The sequence below is a fragment of the Mycobacterium sp. Marseille-P9652 genome (genome assembly GCF_902652685.1).
GTDB lineage: Bacteria > Actinomycetota > Actinomycetes > Mycobacteriales > Mycobacteriaceae > Mycobacterium.
Genome location: NZ_CACRUY010000050.1, coordinates 17,459 through 36,460, shown reverse-complemented (window position 1 = coordinate 36,460; position 19,002 = coordinate 17,459). Strand labels below are relative to the sequence as shown.

The 19,002-nt window shown below is 71.7% G+C and carries 21 protein-coding genes; 5 read left to right on the top strand and 16 right to left on the bottom strand.

Annotation, left to right across the window (positions count from 1 at the left end):
• Positions 1 to 1,323 (top strand): gamma-glutamyl-gamma-aminobutyrate hydrolase family protein (locus tag GPY60_RS26715; RefSeq protein ID WP_231639762.1); only part of this gene is annotated, 1,323 nt, incomplete at its 5' end.
• Here the strand turns inward: GPY60_RS26715 and GPY60_RS21295 are convergent.
• Both GPY60_RS21295 and GPY60_RS21290 read right to left on the bottom strand, forming a co-directional pair.
• Positions 1,320 to 2,351, bottom strand: coding sequence for an NAD-dependent epimerase/dehydratase family protein (locus GPY60_RS21295; protein WP_156689681.1), 1,032 nt, complete (start codon positions 2,349 to 2,351; stop codon positions 1,320 to 1,322). The genes GPY60_RS26715 and GPY60_RS21295 overlap by 4 nt on opposite strands.
• Positions 2,348 to 3,124, bottom strand: a complete 777-nt coding sequence (locus GPY60_RS21290) for an S-methyl-5'-thioadenosine phosphorylase (RefSeq protein WP_156689680.1) — start codon at positions 3,122 to 3,124, stop codon at positions 2,348 to 2,350. The genes GPY60_RS21295 and GPY60_RS21290 overlap by 4 nt, the downstream gene beginning before the upstream one ends.
• Positions 3,125 to 3,174: 50 nt before the next feature.
• Here GPY60_RS21290 and GPY60_RS21285 point away from each other — a divergent pair, with 50 nt between their 5' ends.
• Complete coding sequence (locus GPY60_RS21285; protein ID WP_156689679.1) at positions 3,175 to 4,068, top strand: 1,4-dihydroxy-2-naphthoate polyprenyltransferase; 894 nt, start codon at positions 3,175 to 3,177, stop codon at positions 4,066 to 4,068.
• An 89-nt stretch (positions 4,069 to 4,157) separates the two neighbouring features.
• Here the strand turns inward: GPY60_RS21285 and GPY60_RS21280 are convergent, their stop codons facing one another.
• Entirely contained in the window at positions 4,158 to 4,556 is a 399-nt protein-coding gene (locus GPY60_RS21280) for a DUF4229 domain-containing protein (RefSeq protein ID WP_156689678.1), read from the bottom strand.
• A gap of 46 nt (positions 4,557 to 4,602) precedes the next feature.
• On the opposite strand from GPY60_RS21280, the gene GPY60_RS21275 reads away from it, so the two are divergent.
• The gene (locus GPY60_RS21275; RefSeq protein WP_156689677.1) at positions 4,603 to 4,761 is read left to right on the top strand and encodes a hypothetical protein; all 159 of its coding nucleotides are present in this window, start codon (positions 4,603 to 4,605) and stop codon (positions 4,759 to 4,761) included.
• Here GPY60_RS21275 and GPY60_RS21270 read toward each other — a convergent pair.
• The 8 genes from GPY60_RS21270 to GPY60_RS21235 form a co-directional block, all read right to left on the bottom strand.
• Entirely contained in the window at positions 4,758 to 6,038 is a 1,281-nt protein-coding gene (locus tag GPY60_RS21270; RefSeq protein WP_197283778.1) for a MinD/ParA family ATP-binding protein, read from the bottom strand. The genes GPY60_RS21275 and GPY60_RS21270 overlap by 4 nt on opposite strands.
• Before the next feature lie 43 nt (positions 6,039 to 6,081).
• Positions 6,082 to 7,059 (bottom strand): c-type cytochrome biogenesis protein CcsB, encoded by a 978-nt coding sequence (ccsB, locus tag GPY60_RS21265; RefSeq protein ID WP_156689676.1) that lies wholly within the window; start codon positions 7,057 to 7,059, stop codon positions 6,082 to 6,084.
• Entirely contained in the window at positions 7,056 to 8,624 is a 1,569-nt protein-coding gene (gene resB / locus GPY60_RS21260) for a cytochrome c biogenesis protein ResB (RefSeq protein ID WP_156689685.1), read from the bottom strand. The genes ccsB and resB overlap by 4 nt, the downstream gene beginning before the upstream one ends.
• A gap of 47 nt (positions 8,625 to 8,671) precedes the next feature.
• On the bottom strand, positions 8,672 to 9,451 hold the full coding sequence (locus GPY60_RS21255; protein WP_156689675.1) for a cytochrome c biogenesis CcdA family protein: 780 nt from the start codon (positions 9,449 to 9,451) through the stop codon (positions 8,672 to 8,674).
• A complete protein-coding gene (locus GPY60_RS21250; RefSeq protein WP_156689674.1) occupies positions 9,448 to 10,056 on the bottom strand; it encodes a TlpA disulfide reductase family protein in 609 nt (202 codons plus the stop codon). The genes GPY60_RS21255 and GPY60_RS21250 overlap by 4 nt, the downstream gene beginning before the upstream one ends.
• Before the next feature lie 2 nt (positions 10,057 to 10,058).
• Positions 10,059 to 10,667, bottom strand: a complete 609-nt coding sequence (locus tag GPY60_RS21245) for a histidine phosphatase family protein (RefSeq protein ID WP_156689673.1) — start codon at positions 10,665 to 10,667, stop codon at positions 10,059 to 10,061.
• Positions 10,667 to 12,004 carry a glutamate-1-semialdehyde 2,1-aminomutase gene (gene hemL / locus GPY60_RS21240; RefSeq protein WP_156689672.1) on the bottom strand — a complete coding sequence of 446 codons (1,338 nt, stop codon included), beginning with the start codon at positions 12,002 to 12,004 and terminating at the stop codon, positions 10,667 to 10,669. Before hemL ends, GPY60_RS21245 begins: the two co-directional genes overlap by 1 nt.
• 66 nt (positions 12,005 to 12,070) lie before the next feature.
• Positions 12,071 to 12,418, bottom strand: coding sequence for a hypothetical protein (locus GPY60_RS21235; protein WP_156689671.1), 348 nt, complete (start codon positions 12,416 to 12,418; stop codon positions 12,071 to 12,073).
• Positions 12,419 to 12,492: 74 nt separating this feature from the next.
• On the opposite strand from GPY60_RS21235, the gene GPY60_RS21230 reads away from it, so the two are divergent.
• A complete protein-coding gene (locus GPY60_RS21230) occupies positions 12,493 to 12,885 on the top strand; it encodes a nitroreductase family deazaflavin-dependent oxidoreductase (RefSeq protein ID WP_156689670.1) in 393 nt (130 codons plus the stop codon).
• Here the strand turns inward: GPY60_RS21230 and ligD are convergent.
• Both ligD and GPY60_RS21220 read right to left on the bottom strand, forming a co-directional pair.
• A complete protein-coding gene (gene ligD / locus GPY60_RS21225; RefSeq protein WP_156689669.1) occupies positions 12,869 to 13,837 on the bottom strand; it encodes a non-homologous end-joining DNA ligase in 969 nt (322 codons plus the stop codon). The genes GPY60_RS21230 and ligD overlap by 17 nt on opposite strands.
• A gap of 73 nt (positions 13,838 to 13,910) precedes the next feature.
• On the bottom strand, positions 13,911 to 14,333 hold the full coding sequence (locus GPY60_RS21220; RefSeq protein WP_156689668.1) for a MarR family winged helix-turn-helix transcriptional regulator: 423 nt from the start codon (positions 14,331 to 14,333) through the stop codon (positions 13,911 to 13,913).
• Between the two features lie 77 nt (positions 14,334 to 14,410).
• On the opposite strand from GPY60_RS21220, the gene GPY60_RS21215 reads away from it, so the two are divergent.
• A complete protein-coding gene (locus GPY60_RS21215; protein ID WP_156689667.1) occupies positions 14,411 to 14,902 on the top strand; it encodes a hypothetical protein in 492 nt (163 codons plus the stop codon).
• A gap of 4 nt (positions 14,903 to 14,906) precedes the next feature.
• Here the strand turns inward: GPY60_RS21215 and GPY60_RS21210 are convergent, their stop codons facing one another.
• The 3 genes from GPY60_RS21210 to GPY60_RS21200 all read right to left on the bottom strand — a co-directional run bounded on the left by GPY60_RS21210 (position 14,907) and on the right by GPY60_RS21200 (position 18,931).
• Positions 14,907 to 16,274, bottom strand: coding sequence for an amino acid permease (locus tag GPY60_RS21210; RefSeq protein ID WP_156689666.1), 1,368 nt, complete (start codon positions 16,272 to 16,274; stop codon positions 14,907 to 14,909).
• Between the two features lie 164 nt (positions 16,275 to 16,438).
• The gene (locus GPY60_RS21205) at positions 16,439 to 17,779 is read right to left on the bottom strand and encodes an MFS transporter (RefSeq protein ID WP_156689665.1); all 1,341 of its coding nucleotides are present in this window, start codon (positions 17,777 to 17,779) and stop codon (positions 16,439 to 16,441) included.
• A 6-nt stretch (positions 17,780 to 17,785) separates the two neighbouring features.
• Positions 17,786 to 18,931 carry an LLM class flavin-dependent oxidoreductase gene (locus GPY60_RS21200; protein WP_156689664.1) on the bottom strand — a complete coding sequence of 382 codons (1,146 nt, stop codon included), beginning with the start codon at positions 18,929 to 18,931 and terminating at the stop codon, positions 17,786 to 17,788.
• Between the last annotated feature and the right edge of the window lie 71 nt (positions 18,932 to 19,002).

Genomic DNA, 19,002 nt, shown 5'->3' with positions numbered 1-19,002 from the left:
CTGCCCCAGCACCTCCCCGACGTGTTCGGGCACAGCGGGCACCGGGCCCGCAACGCGCTCTTCACGTCGCTGCCGGGGCGAACGGCTCCCGGCCCGCGGCTGCCCGCGCCGCTTGGCGAGTCGCCCGAGGTGCGCTGCCATCACCACCACGCCGTCGCCAAGGTCGGCCCCGGGCTGGTCGTCCGCGCGCGGGACGCCGACGGCGGCCCGGCCCGCGCCGCCCGGATCATCGGCTATGCGTCGATGGCGCGGGCAGTGCTGAGCTTCTGCTCCACCCTGTACTGGCGGGTGCTTTACGCGCTGCACCCCAACGGCGGAGCCTCCGACTTCGGCAAGCAGAACATCGCCGTCATCGCCACGGCGGTCGTGTACGGCGTGGTGGCGCTGATCGCCGTCCTCGCCGCGTCGCGCTGGCTGCTGCGCGCCACGCGGGCGGCCCGCCTCGCGGCGGTTGCCCTGGGTGCCTCGGCTCTGGTCGCCGGGATCATCGTGTGGCTGCTCCCCGTGGGCCGCGACATCGACGCCTTCCACGGCATCGCGCAGAACACGTCGACGGCCGGCGTCGGGTGGGAGGGCTACCTGGCGTGGGCGGCCGCGGCCGCGCTGTTCGCGCCCGGCGCCCTGCTCGGCAACCGAGACACGTCGGCGGCGGAGGAGAACGCGTGGCGGGCGGCGGCCAGGACCGGCCTGGCGCTGATCGCCGTCTGGTGCCTGGGGTCCATGGTCATGCGGATCACCGACCTGCTCGTGTCCGTGAGCCTCAACTACCCGTTCTCGCGGTACGACAGCGTGGTGCTGGCGGCGTTCGACCTGGTCACCGCCGTGCTCGCGATCTGGCTGCGCCTCAACCTCGCCAATCACCGGGTGTCGGCGCGGCTGGTCTCGTCGCTGTGCGGGCTCGTCGCCACCCTGTGCGTCTCCCGCGTGGTCGTGGGGGTCGCGCTGGCGCCGCGGTTCGCGGACTCCCCCAGTTCGCCCGCGCAGCACCCGGTGTACGGCAACAACCTCGCCCAGCAGATCACCAGCACCTTCGACGTGACGCTGTGCGGCCTCGCCCTGTGCATCCTCGCGGCGGCGATCATCACCGGTCACCTCAGCGCCCGCCTGCGGCAGCGGCGCCGCGCCGCCCGCGCTCGCGCCGCGGCGGGTGCCCGGCCCCGCGCGCGGGTTCCCGTCGGCCAGCAGCCCGGGGACGAGATGGACTCGCCCACCACCGAGATCCCGCAACTGGCCGGGGCGCCGCGGATCTTCCGGGGTGACGACTCCGCCACCCAGCAGATCCCGGTGCACAAGCCCCAGATCTACCGGCCGCCGCAGCCCTAGCCCCGCAGCGGCGCGAACGCGAAGTCGCGCAGCCCGTCCCGCGGGTCGATCCCTGCGCGGAAGCCAAGGTCCGCGGCCGCGCGGGCCGGATCGGCGACGATGTGGCGCACGTCCCCGCTGCGGTACTGGCCGGTGATCACCGGCGCGACCGAGCGGTCACGCGCATCGCAGAGCGCCGTGGCCACCTCGAGAATCGAGATCGGCCGCCCCGAGCAGACGTTGAACGCCGAGAAACCCGGGCGTTCGGAGGTGGCCGCGACGTTGGCGGCGGCCACGTCGTCGACGTGCACGAAATCGCGCATCTGGCCACCGTCCTCGAAGACGCGGGGCGGCTCGCCCTTTTCCAGCGACGACCGGAAGATGGCCGCCACCCCGGAGTAGGGGGTGTCGCGGGGCATGCCGGGGCCGTAGACGTTGTGGTAGCGCAGCGCCACTACCGAGCCGCCCGTCGCTTCGGACCACGCCAGCGCGTAGTGCTCCTGGGCGGTCTTGCTGGCGGCGTAGAGGCTGCGCGGGCGCAGGGCGGCATCCTCGTCGACCAGGCGCCAGCGCAGCACCTCTCCGCCCGACGGGCAGCGGTGCTCGAAGACCCCGGCGTCGAGGTCGGCGCGCCGCCGCGGCAGCGGGTCGATGTCCCCGTGCCGTTCGCAGTGGTAGCGGCCCTGGCCGTACACCACCATCGACGACGCCAGCACCAGCCGGCGCACGCCCGCGGCGTACATCTGCGCCAGCAGCACCGTCGTGCCGTAGTCGTTGTGCGCGCCGTAGGCGGGCGCGTCGGCGGCGTTCACGCCGGCGCCGACCATCGCCGCCTGGTGGCACACGAGGTCCACGCCTCCCAGCAGCGGCGCCAGCGCGTCGGCGTCGCGCACGTCCACCCGGTGGCACCCGGGCGGCAGCACGGGGTCGGGACCGTGCGCCGCGGGCAGCAGCGCGTCGACGCCGACGACCTCGTGACCGGCCGCGCGCAGCGCCGCGTCCACCCGCGAGCCGATGAACCCGGCGGCGCCGGTCAGCAGCACCCTCACGGCAGCTCCACGGGCAACGTCACGCCGGTGTGCGGCAGGCAGTGCGTGCACCCGCGTTCGGCGTCGACCCGGCCGATGGCCGCGCGCACCAGCTCCTTGAACGGCCCCATGTTCTTGCCGAACTCGGCGAACACGTCGACGGCCTTCACCCCCTCGCCGGCCGCGACGCCGGCGTCCAGATCTGTCACCAAACAGATTGCCGCATAACACATTTCGAGCTCTCGGGCGAGCACCGCCTCGGGATAGCCGGTCATGTTGACCAGGCTGAAGCCGGCCGAGGCGAACCACCGGCTCTCGGCCCGCGTGGAAAAGCGCGGCCCCTGGATCACCACCATCGTGCCGCCGTCGATCACGCCGGGCAGCCCGGTCGCCGCGCCGCGCAGGGTGGGGCAGTACGGGTCGGCGAAGTCGACGTGGACGGCGCCGGAGTCGAAGTAGGTGTCGGCCCGGCCGCTGGTGCGGTCGACCAGCTGGTCGGGGACCACTATCGCCCCCGGGCCGTTCTGCGGCTCGAGGCTGCCGACGGCGCAGGGGCCGAAGACGCGCCGCACCCCCAGCTTGCGCAGCGCCCACATGTTGGCGCGGTAGGGGACGGTGTGCGCCGAGAACTGGTGGCGCTCGCCGTGGCGGGGCAGGAACGCGACCTCGTGCCCGCCGACGGCGCCGACGGTGACGGGGGCGCTCGCGTCGCCGTACGGGGTGTCGACGGTGACGGCGCGCACGTCCGACTCGAAGAACGAGTAGAAGCCGCTGCCGCCGATGACTCCGAGCATTCGCCCATTGTCATTGATGGGGCCAGTGGCGCATGGGGCAGGATGCATTCGTGGCCAGTCTCGCGCAGTGGATCGAAGGCGCCCGGCCGCGGACGCTGCCGAACGCGATCGCGCCCGTGATCGCGGGCACCGGCGCGGCGGCCTGGCTGCACGCCGCGGTGTGGTGGAAGGCGCTGCTGGCGCTGGTCGTGGCGCTCGCGCTGGTGGTCGGGGTGAACTACGCCAACGACTACTCCGACGGCATCCGCGGCACCGACGACGACCGGGCCGGGCCGGTGCGGCTGGTGGGGTCGCGGCTGGCCGCCCCGCGGTCGGTGCTCGCCGCGGCGGTGGCGAGCCTGACGGTCGCCGCCCTCGCCGGGGTCGCGCTCGCCTGGGTGAGCGAGCCGTGGCTGATCGTGGTCGGTGCGGCCTGCATCGCGGGGGCCTGGCTGTACACGGGCGGGTCGAAACCGTACGGCTACGCCGGTCTGGGCGAGGTGGCGGTGTTCGTGTTCTTCGGGCTCGTCGCGGTGCTCGGCACCGAGTACACGCAGGCCCTGCGGGTGGACTGGGTGGGGCTGGTGCTGGCCGTCTCGGTCGGTGCGCTGTCGTCGTCGGTGCTGGTGGCCAACAACCTGCGCGACATTCCCACCGACGCGCGCTCGCGCAAGATCACCCTCGCCGTGCGTCTCGGCGACCGCCGCACCCGCGTCCTCTACCAGGCGCTGCTGACGACCGCGGGCGTCCTCACCCTCGTGCTGATGGCGGCAACGCCCGGGTGCGCCGTGGGCCTGCTGGCCGCGCCGCTGGCCCTGCGCGCCGCGCGACCGGTGCGGGACGGCCGGGGCGGGCCCGAGCTGATCCCGGTGCTGCGCGACACCGGCCTGGCGATGGTGGTGTGGGCCGTCGCCGTTTCAGCGGCGCTCGCGCTGGCGGCTTCGGGCGTGTACTGGCGGCATTGAGTGTGCGCTGAGGGCGCTCACCGTCGGCGTGTCGCCGCCCAGGATTCACTCTCAACGCCACAGACGCACACTCGATCAGGAACCCAGGGCTAAGTCTCGCGCGGCTCCCCGCCCTCGGCGGGCGCCCCGTCGTCGGCGCCCTCCCCGTCCTCGGGCGCGGCCTCGCCGTGCAGCCGGGCCCGCAACTGTTCGCGTTCCCGGCGGCGGCGCTCGCCGGCCGCGGCCAGCGAGACGTTGGCGCGCCGGCGCAGCGGGCCGAATACCCAGATCCCCAGCGGCATCGCGATGATCAAGGCGAACAGCACGGCCACGACGATCGGGAACTCGCTGACGCCGAGCAGCCGCGCGGCCCCGTAGATCACGGCGCTCAGCGCGGCGGCCAGCAACAACCGCGCCGTCGCGTACAGCGCCACGTCGACCACGACGTGCTGTCCGGCGCGCTCGGAGCCGCCGTCGCCAGTGTGGTTGTCGCCCGGATGTTCTGACACACGACGAGCCTACGGCCCGTATATTCGCTGCAATAGGAGGTGTTGAGTGCTCTACCTGCTGCTCGTCCTGATCCTGGGGACGCTGATCTATGTCGGCTGGCGCGCCGCGCGCTCGCAATACGGCCGAACCAAGACGCGCGTCATCGGTCCCGACGACGATCCGGATTTCCTGCGGTGGTTAGGCCACGGAGACAAACCTCGCTAGGCAAGCCCCGGCGTGCGCTGATCGGCCGGGAACCCGTCCGCGACCACGGCCGCCAACTCCGTGAGCGATTCGCGGGTGCCCCGCCGTAGCCGCTCGAGGTCGATCTCGGCCCCCTCCTCCAGGTGGGGGTCGAAGGGCACCACCTGCACCGCGCGGCAGCGGCGGGAGAAATGGTCGAGCACCTTGTTCATGTCGACCCGCCCCGTCCGCGGCCGTACCCCGTTGATGACGGCGACGGAGTTGCGGACCAGGTCCTCATGGCCGTGCGCGTCGAGCCAGTCCAGCGTCGCCGAGGCGCTGTGCGCGCCGTCGATGGATCCGGAGCTGACGACGATCAGCAGGTCGGCCTTCTCCAACACCGACGACATCACCGAGTGCAGCAGGCCGGGGCCGCAGTCGGTGAGCACCAGCCCGTAGAACCGCTCCAGGATGTCGAGGATGCGGCTGTAGTCCTCGGCGCCGAACGCCTCGGACACGGCCGGGTCGCTCTCCGACGCCAGGACTTCCAGGCCGCTCGGGCCCTTGGACGTGTAGCGGCGGATGTCGCTGTAGCGCTCGATGCTCTTCGCGTCGTGCAGCAGCTGGCGCACGGTCGCGGCCGTCTCCAGCGGGATCTTGCCGCTCAGGGTGCCCCGGTCGGGGCTGGCGTCGACCGCCACCACCCGGTCACCCCGGAGGGACGCGAACGTGGACCCCAGCGTGGCCGTGATCGTCGTCTTCCCGACGCCACCCTTGAGCGATAGCACCGCGACCCGGTAGCACCCGCGCAACGGCCGGTTGACCCTCGCGACCAGGTTGTTGTAGCGCTCGGCCCGCGGGCTTTCCCCGAGATTGATCAGCTGTCCCGACATCACGTAGAGCAGGCGGCGCCACCCCTCCGACGGCGGCGGCTTGACCGGCCGCAGCAGCATGCCCGGGGAAAGCTCGGGGTAGGGGGTGTGCGGCACCGGCTCCGGCCGGTAGGCCGGGGGCGCCGAGACCTCGGGAGGGGGCGGCGCCTCGACCGGTCCGGTGTAGTAGGCGCCGAAGGCGGTCGGGTCGACCCGGGCGATCCCGGTGACCGGCGTGGAGTCCCAGGGCGGCGTCCCGGGCGCGGGGCCGGGCGCCGTCGCCCGCCGCTCGGGTGCGCGGCGCTGGGTGCGGAACCCGGCGAAGGCGCGGGTGGGCGCCTCGTTCCCGGGCTCGGCCGGCGGTTCGGCGGGTTGCTGCTGCGGCGGGGGCAGCTGCGTGGTCGGCGGTTCGGACGGCCCCACGTCCGTCGGTGGATGGTCGGACACGTGCACTCCCCCTTGTTTTGGTTACTTGGGTCGGTTGCTGTCGTCAGCCCACGCCCGCATAAGAATGCAGGCCCACGGTCACCAGGTTAACGAAGAACAGGTTGAACACCATCGCCACGAACCCGGCGACGTTGATCCAGGCCGCCTTGCGGTCCCGCCATCCGGCCGTTGACCGGGCATGCAGGTACGAGGCGTAGATCACCCAGGCGACGAAGGAGACGGTTTCCTTCGGGTCCCAGCCCCAGTACCTGCCCCACGCCTGCTCGGCCCAGATGGCGCCGAAGATGACCCCGAAACCGAAGATGGGGAACGCGAAGATCGTGGTCCGGTAGGCGAGGCGGTCCAGGGTCTGCGCGTCCGGGAAACGCTGCACCACCCGGGCCAGGGCGCCCTCGGCATCGGAGTCGCCGAGCCGCGACGTGCGCAGCAGGAACAGGATGCTGGCGATGCCGGCCACCAGCAACACGCCCGAGCCCAGGCTGACCACCGACACGTGGATCGGCAGCCAGTAGGACTGCAGCGCCGGCATGACGGGCGCGGCGTTGGCGTACAGCCAGCGCCCGGAGACCGTCAGCAGGATGAGGATCGGGACGAGCAGGAACACCCACAGCGGGCGGTAGCGCGGGCGGCGCAGCATGACGGCGCCGGCGACCAGCCCGCACAGGCAGGTCAGGTTGATGAATTCGTACATGTTGCCCCACGGCACCCGCAGGGTGGCCAGGCCGCGCAGCACGATGCACGCCAGCAGCAGGCCGATGCCGAGGTAGAGCACGGCCAGCCCGGCGCGGCCGGCGCGCTCGTCGACCGGCCGTCGGGGCTCATCGCCGACGATCCCCGGGGTGGCGCTGTCGGGGGCCACCGAGCCGGCCAGCACCCGTTCCCGGGTCTCGACGCGGCGACCGCCCACGTAGGCCAGCTCGAAGGCCAGCAGCAGCAGCGCGACCACCAGCGCGACCACCGCGGACGTGAAGGCCCAGTCCGAGTAGCGGGCGAGGCCGATGTTGATGTGCACGGTATTCATGTGACGTCCACCTGAGAGCTCCTTCGGGACGCTGCGGGCTCGTCCAGCCCGGCCAGCAGCCGCTCGGTCAACCGTTCGAACTCGTCGCCCCAGCCGGCGTTGTCGGTGCGCGCCAGCCCGCCCACGTCGACGTTCACGGTACCGGCCGCCTCCGGCGTCAGCCTTAACCACACCCGGCGCCGGCGCACGAGCAGGGACACCAGCAGCCCGCCCATCATCGTGATGGCGAACACCAGCACCCACGTCTGACCCGGGTCGTGGGAGACCTGCAGGTTGACGAACGGCACGGCGCCGTCGAAGCGGATGACGGTGCCGGCGGCGGGGCCCTGGTCGATGCGGACTTCCTGGCCGGCCCGCAGGTTGACCCGCTTCTCCTTGGTCAGCCGGCCCTGCTGGATCAGCCGGGGGTCGAGGGTGAACAGCGACTGCGGCCGCCCGGTGTCCAGCCCGGTGTCGCCGCGGTAGATGTCGACGGCGACGGCCGGGGCGTTCAGGGCGGGGAACCGCGACGAGAGCAGGCTGCCGTCGAGCTGTTCGGTCGGGGCGAGCAGGCCCTGGATCGCGATCTCGTGCTGGCGGCGCTCGACGGCGCCCGGGTAGCTGCCCGCGGGCGGGTCGATGCGGGCGACGCCGGAGGACAGCAGGGTCTGCGGGTTGTCAGGGCGCCACTGGACGGTGGAGGTGCGGGTCTGGCCGTCGGGGAACGTCACCGTGAAGGTGGGCGCATAGCCGTGGCCCTGCAGGTAGACGCGGTCGCCGCCGACCCGCAGCGGGTGGTTGACCTCCAGCAGGTAGTGCCGCCAGGTGTTGGCCGTCAGGTCCCTGCCGGACTGGTAGTCGATGTTCGCGGCGAACGACGTGGCCTGGCCCGACGGCAGGTAGTGCGCCTGGAAGTCGTCGACGCGGACGCAGATCGGGTGCAGCGACGTGCCGTCGACGGTGTTGCCGGCGCGGAACGAGTCGAACGCGGCGGGCGAGGCCGAGCAGAAGCCGGGTCCGCCGTCGGCGATGACGATGACGTTGCCCTCGTAGCCGAACAGCTTGCCGACGGCCACCGCGACCAGGAGGCCGAGCAGCGAGAAGTGGAAGACGATGTTGCCGAACTCCCGCAGGTAGCCCTTCTCGGCGGACACCTCGACGGCTTCGGGGACCGTGTCCTTCTCGTGGCGGATGGCGGTGCGCCAGCCGCCCAGCCGCCCGGCGATGGTGTTGGCCATGGCGTTGAGGTCGTGGGCGTCGCCGCTGACCCGTGCGCTCGCGTGCTTGGGCAGGCGGGCGAGGTTGCGCGGCGCGGCGACCGGTGTGGCGCGCAGGCTGCGGGCGTGCTCGAGCATCCGCGGGGTCAGGCAGCCGACGAGTGAGACGAACAGCAGCACGTAGATGGCGGTGAACCAGAAGCTGGAGAACACGTCGAAGGCCTGCACGCGGTTCAGCCAGGGCCCGATCACCGGATGCGCGGCCAGGTAGTCGTCGACCTTCTGCGCGTTGAGGTTGCGCTGCGGCAGCAGCGCGCCCGGAATCGCGCCGAGCGCCAGCAGGAACAGCAACACCAGCGCGGTGCCCATCGAGGTCAGCGCGCGCCAGGTGTTACGTAACCACGCAAGTACTCGGCTCAAATCGGCAGCCTGACGTCCGAGACGAACGCGTCGCGCAGCCAGCCGACGAGGTCGTTCCACGCCCCGGTGACGAGTAGGACGCCCACGCTGATCAGCAGCACCCCGCCGAACACCTGGATCGCCCGCGTGTGGCGACGCAACCAACCCAGCGCACCGACCGCCCCGGCCGAGCCGAAGGCGAGGAGCACGAACGGAATGCCCAGGCCCATGCAGTAGGCGATCACCAGCACGATGCCGCGGGCCACGCTGGCGCCGTCGGTGGCCGAGGCGACGGTGACGACGCCGGCCAGCGTCGGCCCCAGGCACGGCGTCCAGCCCAGCGCGAACACCGCGCCCAGAAGCGGCGCGCCCGCGACCGTCGTCCACTGCCGCGGGCTGAACCGCGCCTGACGCTGCAGCACCGGGATCAGGCCCACGAACACCAGGCCCATGACGATGGTCAGCACGCCGCCGGCCCGCTGCAGCAGCAGCTGATTGGTGATCAGTGTGGTGGTCATGCCGAGCACCGCGACCGTGCCGAGGACGAAGACGGTGGTGAAGCCGGCGACGAACAGCGCGGCGGAGCCCGCGACCCGCCACCGCGCGGCGGGTGGCGCCTGCACCGCACCGGGCCGGGGCTCTTCCTCCACCCCGACGACCGCCGCCAGGTAGGACAGGTAGCCGGGCACCAGCGGCACCACGCACGGCGAGGCGAACGACACCAGCCCCGCCAGCACACACACGCCCAGCGCCACCAGCAGCGGGCCGGCGGCGGCGATCTGGGTGAATCCGCTCATTGCGGTCCCCCGCCCGCCGGCGTGTTCTCAGCCGCCACCCGCTGCACCACCGGCTGCAGGTCCTCGGCCAGCAGCGGGCGCAGAAAGACCGCGGCGACGCGGTGCTGGCGGTCCAGCACCAGCGTCGACGGGATGACGGTGGTGGGGTACTTGCCGCCGAACGCGATCAACGTCCGCATCGCCGGGTCGTAGATGGAGGGGAAGGTGATGTGCCGGTCGTCGACGAAGTCGAGCGCCGCCTGCCGGTTGTTGTCACGGACGTCGATGCCGAGGAACGAGACGCCGGCGCCCCGGGTCGCGTCGTACACCTTCTGCAACTGGGTGATCTCGGCCCGGCACGGCCCGCACCATTGTCCCCAGATGTTGATGACGACGACCTGGCCCGCGAAGTCGTCGAGCGAGCGGGTGTGGGCGGGGTCGGCCAGGTCCGGACCAGACAGCGGCCCCGGGTGGCCGCGCGAAGACGGCGGGTCGTAGGAGATGTCGGTCTTCCCGCCCGGCGAGACGAACTCGAACGTGCCGCCCTGGGCGACGGCGTCGCGACCGGGAGAGCAGCCGACCAGCAGGGCCGCTACCGCGACCCCGGCCACCGCCAGACGATGCATGACTATGGTGCCGCCGGCTCGGAGTATTCGACGTCGACCAGGCGGTCGCCCTCGTACACCAGGGTGGTCACCGAGGCGAGCGAGCACTCGCGCCGCCGCGGGTCGTGCCAGAGGCGCCGCCCGGTGAGGTGCAGCCGCAGCGTCCACACCGGCAGCTGGTGGCTCACGCACACCACCTCCTGGCCGGCGCCGCGGGCGCGGGCCTTCTCGACGGCGGTCGTCATCCGCGCCGCGACCTCGGCGTAGGGCTCGCCCCACGACGGGGTGAAGGGGTTGCGCAGCTGCCACCAGAACCGGGGGTCGCGCCAGGCGCCGTCGCCGGGGCCGACGCGGCGGCCCTCGAAGAAGTTGGCCGACTCGATCAGGTCGGGATCGGTGTCCACTTGAAGGTCGTGCTTGGCGGCGATGGGCGCGGCGGTCTCCTGCGCCCGCTGCAGCGGCGAGGCGATCACCGCGACGATGTCGCGGCCGGCCAGCGCGTCGGCGACCGCGTCTGCCTGCGCCCTGCCGTTGTCGGACAGGCGGAACCCCGGCAGCCTGCCGTACAGGATGCCGTCGGGGTTGTGCACCTCGCCGTGTCGGACGACGTGGACCCGGGTCTGCTCGGGCATCAGGGCTTGTCCTCCGGGGCGACGGCTTCGGCCGCCCGGCGGGCGGCACGGGGCAGGGCGTCGGCGACGCGCTCGAAGGCGGCGTCGTCGAGCGCGGCCGAGACGAACCACGCCTCGAACGCGCTGCACGGCGGGTACACCCCGGCGTCCAGCAGGGCGTGGAAGAAGGGCGGGTAGCGCCACGTCTGGCTGGCCCGCGCGGACGCGTAGTCGGTGACCGGCGCCTCGCCGAAGAACACGCTGAACATGTTGCCGGCCCGCGAAAGCTGATGCGCCACACCGGCGTCCGCCAAGGCCCTGGACAGCAGGCCGGCCAGCCGGTCGGCGTTGGCGTCCAGCGCGGCATACACCGCGTCGTCGGCGGCGCGCAGCGTCGCCAGCCCGGCCGCCACCGCCACCGGGTTCCCCGACAGCGTCCCGGCCTGATAGACCGGGCCCAGCGGCGCGAGGCGCTCCATCACCTCGGCCCGCCCGCCGAACGCGGCGGCCGGCAGGCCGCCGCTCATGACCTTGCCGAACGCGAACAGGTCGGCGTCGACGGGATCGATGCCGTACCAGCCGCTCCGGCTGACCCGGAAGCCCGTCATCACCTCGTCGACGATCAGCAGCGCCCCGTGCTCGGCGGTGATGGCGCGCAGTGCCGCGTTGTAGCCGGGCGCGGGCGGCACGACGCCCATGTTGCCGGGGCTGGCCTCGGTGATCACCGCGGCGATCAGGTCGCCGGCCCGGGCGAACGCGTCGCGCACGGCGCCGACGTCGTTGTAGGGCAACACGATCGTGTCGGCGGCCGCCGCGCCGGTGACCCCCGGCGACGACGGCAGCCCCAGCGTCGCCACGCCGGATCCCGCGTCGGCGAGCAGCGCGTCGGCGTGGCCGTGGTAGCAGCCGGAGAACTTGACGATCTTGGGCCGGCCGGTGAAGCCGCGGGCGAGCCGGATCGCGCTCATCGTCGCCTCGGTGCCGGAGTTCACCAGCCGGACGCGCTCGACGGGCGCCACGCGGGCCGTGATCTCCCCGGCCAATTCGCTTTCCCTCGGCGTCGGCGCCCCGAACGAGAGGCCCCGCGCAGCGGCCCGGGTGACGGCGTCGACGACGGCGGGGTGGGCGTGCCCGAGGATCATCGGCCCCCAGGAGCAGACGAGGTCGACGTAGTCGTTGCCGTCGGCGTCGGTGAGCCGGCAGCCGCGGGCCTCGGTGATGAACCGCGGGGTGCCTCCGACCGCGGTGAATGCGCGCACCGGGGAGTTCACGCCACCGGGGATGACGGCGCAGGCATCCTCGAACAGGCGGGCCGACGCGCTCGTCGCGGTCCCGGTCGCCTGGTCAGTGCTTCCCATGAGGACCAGTGTCCCAGCCTGCGCGCCTTCTTCAACTACAGGGTGTAGCAGTAGCGGCCCGTGCGGCTACTCGGACGTGTGCTGCCGGTCGGCTTCCTGGGCGGCCAGGTAGTCGCGGCGGGCGGCGTCGCGCTCGCGCTCGGCCGCCCGTCGATGAGCGTCGACGTCACCGAGCCCCTCATCGACCGCGAGCTCGTGGAGCTCGGCGGCCCGCTCGTGGGCGGCGGCCGCCTCGTACTGGCGATAGAGCTCGCGCCGGTGCGCCTCGAGGTCGCGCTGGTGGGCCCGCTCGGCGTGTTCGGCGGCACGCTTCACGTCGTCCTCGGTGACGGGTTTTCCGGCGGCGAGTTCGGCTTCCCTGTGCTTGAGTTCCTCGGCGCGCTCGGCGGCGTCCCTGCCCGCTGACTCGGCCATAGCGAAACATTAGTCGCCCCGGCGGTGCACCGTCGGGTTGTTGCGCGATCGCCCCCGGGAGTTGGATGAATCGCATGGAATTACCCCAAGGACTTGCCCGATTCAACCGGCACGTCACGAACCCGCTGCTGCGGAAGTGGGCGGATCGGCTGCCGGCGTTCGGAGTCGTCGAGCATGTCGGTCGGCGCTCGGGCAAGCCGTACAGCAACCCCGTGAACGTGTTCAGCGCCGAGGTCGACGGCAAGCCCGGCGTGGCGATCCTGCTGACCTACGGTCCCGACCGCGACTGGCTGAAGAACCTCACCGCCGCCGGCGGCGGCCGGATGCGCCGCAACGGCACGAGCTTCGGCATCGTGGACCCACACCTTGTCACCAAGGCCGAAGCGGCACCGCACGTGACGCGGGGACGCGCGGTGTTCGAGCGGTTGCCGTTCGAGCAGGCCGTGCTGCTCACCGTGACGGGTTGACCCCGCCCCGCCGGGCCCGCGCGCGCCGCTTGCCCTCGTGCATCGCGGCCACCCGGGCGACCGGGATCGCGCGGCCCTGCTCGATCAGGTCGTCGGGCAGGCGCTGAGGATCGGGCATGTGCTCGGCCCACGGGTCGCGCCCCGCGAGGGCGTCGATCGCCGTGTGAATCGTGAAATCGCCTGCGCGCACCGAATCCAGGTCCGCCCAGGCGACCGGGAACGACACCGGCACGCCCGGGCGCAGGCGCGGGCTGTAGGCGGCGACCACGGTCGCGCCACGGGCCCGGGTGGAATCGACGAACACCTTGCCGGCGCGGTCGGCCACGATGAAAGCCGTTGTCGCCCTTTGCGGGTCGAGCGCTTCCGCGCGGGCGGCGAGCGCGCGGGTGGCCGCCGCGACGTCGTCCACGGGGGCCGCGTCGTCGACGGGGACGAACACGTGAATCCCCTTGGCGCCGCTGGTCTTGACCGCTCCGGCCAGGCCGCTGTCGGCCAACGCCTGCCGAACCACGTGCGCCACGGCGACAACGGCGGTGAAGTCGCCGTCGGCCGGCGGGTCGAGGTCGAGCACCAGATGGGTCGGCCGGCGCGGGTCGCCGGCCAGCCCGAGCGACGGGTGGTATTCGACGGCGCGCTGGTTGGCCAGCCAGAGCAGCGTCCGCCGGTCGTCGCAGACGGGATAGCGCACCTGGCGTTTGGACGCATCCGCCCACACCGCGACGGTCCGCACCCAGTCCGGTGCGTACTTCGGCACGTTCTTCTGCATGAACGCGTCCTGCCCGCGCAATACGCGCAGCACCGTGAGCGCACGTCCCGCCACTCCGGGCAGCATGCGGTCGGCCACCGCATCCAGGTAGTCGATCAGCTCGCGCTTGGTGGCGCCCGCGTCCGGGCTCAGCGGCTGATCCAGGTTGGTCAGGTCGACACCGTCGCGCCGCTCGTCGGCCGTCATGTCACGCGGAGCGTCGCCGGCCGTCTCATAATGCAGAACAGTAGGGCATGGGCGGACGCCGGCCGGATGCTGTTCAATCGAAAGCCAACTCGCGCAGCACGCGCAGAAACACGTCTCTGTCACCGGGGGACAGCTGCCCGAGCCAACGCTCTTCGCCGCGTTGGATGTCGCGCTGCGCGACCCTCTTGATCGAGCGACCGGCGTCGGTGATCGCGAGCAGGCGGGCGCGGCGGTCGTCGGGATCGGGTGAGCGTTCGATGTAGCCCTGCCGCTGCAGATCGTCGAGTGTGGGGATGATCCGTGTCTTGTCCGCACCGATCGCCTCGGCCAGGGCCGCCTGCGTGCGGATCGGCGAGCCGTCCAGCGCGCTGAGAATGACATAACCCCACATGGACAGCCCGTGCGCCGCCAGCACCGGCCGCTCGGCGGCCACGGCTTGGCGGGCCAGCGGCACGAGCATCGCCGCGAGATCTGGACGCGTCGGCTTCCGGGCCATGCGGTGATGATAGGGGCTTTACCAATTAATATGCATATGCTTATCATCTACTAACGCTGATTATTGAGGAGTCCGCCGTGACCACAACACATTCCGCCAAGCCGGTGACCGATGGCGGCGGTAATCCACCGTCGGCCGCCGCCGGCCAGCCCCCCATCACACCCGGTGCCGGACTCATCAGCACCGACTGGCTGCCCGGCCCCTCCGACGCCACCCGGTCTCCGGTTGTCGTGAGCTTCACGGACTTTCACGCCGAATCCGAGGCCGACTGGCTGCGAATCGCCGAACTGGGTGTGAAGCTGGCGGAGAGCTGGCCGATCATGCACGGAGCGGTCGGACTGTGGCTGTGGGGCAGGCCCGCCGAGTGGCGCGGCGGATCGCTGTCCGTCTGGGATGGCGGAGCCGACCTGCGCCGCTTCATTCGTTGGCCCGTGCACGCCGAGATCATGAAGAGCTGGCGGGGACGGGTGCGGGTGGAATCGGCGAGCTGGTCCGACGAGCGGTTCGATCCGACTCATGCGTGGCGTCGCGCCGAGGAGCACATGCGGGTCGCCCGGCTGACCACATGACGTGTTACTCCTGCGCGCCGGGAACACCCACGCGACCACGGGCGCGCGCTCGCGCGGCAAAATACAGCCCGATCACCACCGCCCACGAGAGCAGGCTGAGCCACAGCTGGCTACGGGCCGACCGGTCGAACGCCATCTGCACCAGCACGGCGGTGATCGCCACCACGGTGAGGATCGACAGCACGGGGAAGAACCACATCTTCACCCGCAGGTCCTCGTGGGATGTCTTGCGCCGCAGGATGATCTGTGACAGCGCGATCAGCCAGTAGACGAACAGGATGATGGCGCCCGACGAGTTGAGCAGGAAGAGGAACACCGTGTTGGGCGCGAGCCACGCCATGATCACGCAGAGAAAGCCGACGGCGGACGACGCCAGGATGGCGAGGTGGGGGACGCCCCGTCGGCTCAGGGTGACGAGCCGGGCCGGCGCCTCGCGCCGGTCGGCAAGGACGAAGAGCATGCGCGACGCCGTGTACAGGCCGGAGTTGAGGCAGGACAGCACCGCGGTGAGCACGACGGCGTTCATCACCTGATCCGCGCCCGGAAGCCCCATGTGCCTGAGCGCGGCGACATAGGGCGAGGCGCCGAGTTCGCCTGCGTCCCAGGGCCGGATGACGACGAGCAGGAAGACCGACCCCACGAAGAAGATCCCGATGCGCGCCACCACCGACCGCGTCGCCCGCTGCACGGCGAGCTGCGGGTCGCGGCTTTCGGCCGCGGCGATCGTGACGATCTCGGCGCCGACCATGGAAAAGATCACCACCACGATGGCGGCGAAGACGGCCCCGACGCCCTTGGGGAAGAACCCGCCGTGGGCCGTGAGGTTGGAGAAGTCGGCGTGCCGGCCCGGCAGCAACCCGAGGACGAACAGCCCGCCGACGCCCAGGAAGATCACGATCGTCGCGACTTTGATTCCGGCGAACCAGAATTCGAATTCGCCGAACGACGTCACCGAGAACAGGTTGGTCGCGGTCATCAGCACCATCAGGCACAGCGAGAGCAACCACAGCGGCGCGTGGAACCAGTAGTTGAGCACCTTGCCGCCCGCGACGGCCTCGAAGCCGACCACGATCACCCAGAAGTACCAGTACAGCCACGCCACGGAGAATCCCGCCCAGCCGCCCAGGGCGCGCGCCGCGTAGTCGGCGAACGACCCCGTCGACGGGTTGGCGGCGGCCATCTCCCCGAGCATCCGCATCACCAGCACGACGAGCAGGCCGCACAGGGCGTAGGTGAGGAAGGCCGCGGGGCCGGTGTCCTTGATCACCACGCCGGAGCCGACGAACAACCCGGCGCCGATCACCCCGCCGATCGCGATCATGCTCAGTTGCCGCTGCGAGAGTCCTTGCCGCAGTTGCGGAGCGCCGGCCATGGTCGTCATTATCGCCCGTCAGGGCAGTTTTCGGGCGTCGAGCCTGCGGTGACGGCGCCGAGCCTGAACCCACATCGCGATCTCGGCGAAAAGGTCGCGCCGAGCGCAGTCTCGACGCGCTGAGCGCAGGCTCGAAGCGCAGAGCGCAGTCTCGCGCGCGACCGCTACAGATGCAGGTCCCGTTCGCGGATCAGCGCGGTCGCGACGATGCTGATCACCGCCGTCGCCACCAGGTAGCCGCACGCCAGCCAGGGCGCGCCGCCGGCGGCCGCGATCAGCGCGGTGAGGATCATCGGGGTGACGCCGGAGGCGTAGATGCCGGAGAACTGGTAGACGAACGACAGGCCCGAGTACCGGGTGGCGGTCGGATACAGCGCCGAATACAGCGTGCCCTGCGCGCCGTAGAACAGCGCGTGCACGACACCGAACACCACCACCATCGCGAGCCCGAACCACAGCAGGTTCCGCGTGCCGAACAACGCGAAGGCCGGGAAGGCGGCCAGCCCGTAGCACGTCACCCCAACGAGGTACACCCGCCGCGGGCCGAAGCGGTCGGTCAGCGCGCCGGAGACCGGCAGCAGCACCGCCATGAGCAGCGCGGCGATGGTCACCACCACCAGCACGGACACCCGGTGCAGGCCGAGCGCGCCGGTCGCATAGCTGATCGCGAAGACGCCCCAGGTGTTGAACGCCGATCCCTCGGCCCAGCGCGACAGCAGCCCGAGCACCGTGTTGCGCCGGGAGCGCGGCTCGCGGACGATCTCACGGATCGGCACGGTCGACGTGGCCTCGAGTTGAGCCAGCTCGGCGAAGGCCGGCGTCTCCTCCACCTTCAACCGCACCACCACGCCGATCACGACGAGCACCAGGCTCAGCAGGAAGCCGATCCGCCAGCCGTAGGCCAGGAACCGCGCCGGACCCAAGACCACCTGTAGGTACGCGAAAATGCCTGTGCCCAAGGCCAATCCGAGCGCCAGACCGATCTGCGGAATGGCCCCGAAGCGCCCCCGTTGGCCGTCCGGGCTGTGCTCGACCGCCAGCAGCACCGCGCCGGCCCACTCGCCGCCCAGCGCGAACCCCTGCAGGATGCGCAGCGTGAGCAGCAGGATCGGCGCCCACACGCCGATCTGCGCCGCGGTCGGCAGCACGCCGATGAGCGCCGTGGCCACACCCATGATGAGCATCGTCAGCGCCAGGCTGCGCTTGCGGCCAATGCGGTCGCCGATGTGGCCGAACACCAGCCCACCGACCGGGCGCATGACGAAGCCGACGGCGAACGTCGCGAACGCCAGCAGCGTGCCCACCAGCGAGCTCGCGCTCGGGAAGAACACCTTGTTGAAGACCAGGCCGGCGGCGGTGGCGTAGAGGAAGAAGTCGTACCACTCCACCGTGGTGCCGAGCAGGCTCGCGGCCACGACGGTCCGCAGCCGGCGGCGCCGCTCGTCGTCCGATTCGTCGTGCGCCTGGGGCGCGGTGAGCGCCGCGCCGGGCAATGTGGTCGCCACGGCGATTCAGTGCGCCGAGGCGGCCGCGAACGGCGTCGCGGGTGCGGGGTGCGACTGGCGATTGGGGTGTTGCCACACACCCTCGCGCTCGAGCAGCGGCAGCACGCCCTCACCGAACCAGTAGGCCTCCTCGAGGTGGGGGTAGCCCGAGAGGATGAAATGCGTGATGCCGAGCCGGGAGTACTCGATGAGCCTCTCGGCGACCTCGGCGTGCGAGCCCACCAGCGCGGTGCCCGCCCCGCCGCGCACCAGCCCGACCCCGGCCCACAGGTTGGGCGCGATCACGAGCCGGCCGCTGTTGCCGCCGTGGAGGTCGAGCATGCGGCGCTGCCCCTCGGACTCGCTGCGGGCCAGGCTCGCCTGCACCCGCTCGACGTCGGCGGGGTCGACGGCGGCCAGCAGCCGCTCGGCTTCGGCCCAGGCCTGCGCGGAGGTGTCCCTGCTGATGACGTGGATCCGCAGGCCGAACTGCAGGATTCGGCCCGCGTCGGCGGCCAATCCGCGTATCCAGTCGAGCTTTTCGGCGACCGCGGCCCGCGGCTCACCCCAGGTGAGGTAGACGTCGGAGTACTTGGCGGCGACCGGGCCGGCCGCTCCGGACGACCCGCCGAAGAACACCGCGGGGATCGGGTCCGGCGGGTTGTTGAGCTGCGCGCCCTCGATGTGGATGTGGTCGCCGGCGAAGCTCACCGGCTCGCTCGAGGTCCACAGTTCGCGCACGACGTGCAGGAACTCGGCCGTGCGGGCGTAGCGCGACTCCTTGTCCAGGAAGTCGCCGTAGGCCCGTTGCTCGTGCGGCTCGCCGCCGGTGACCACGTTGAGCAGCAGCCGCCCCTCCGAGTGCCGCTGGAAGGTGCCCGCCATCTGCGCGGCAAGCGTCGGGCTGAGCAGGCCCGGCCGGAAGGCGACCAGGAACTTCAGCGTCTCGGTGCGCTCGATCAGCATCGCCGTCGTCAACCACGCGTCCTCGCACCACAGTCCGGTCGGGGTGAGGACGGCCTCGAAGCCGTTGTCCTCGGCGGCCGCGCAGATCTGGTGCAGGTAGCGCAGCGACGCGGGCCGGTCACCGGACATCGCCGTGCCGTGTCCGCCCGCGACCAGGTTCCGCGAGTCACCGTAGGTGGGCAGAAACCAATGAAACGCCAGACTCATCAACACTCCTGAAGACTCGGACACGAAAGCTCCATCGTCCGGGAACCGCGCAACGCGCGGGAGGGTTGAAA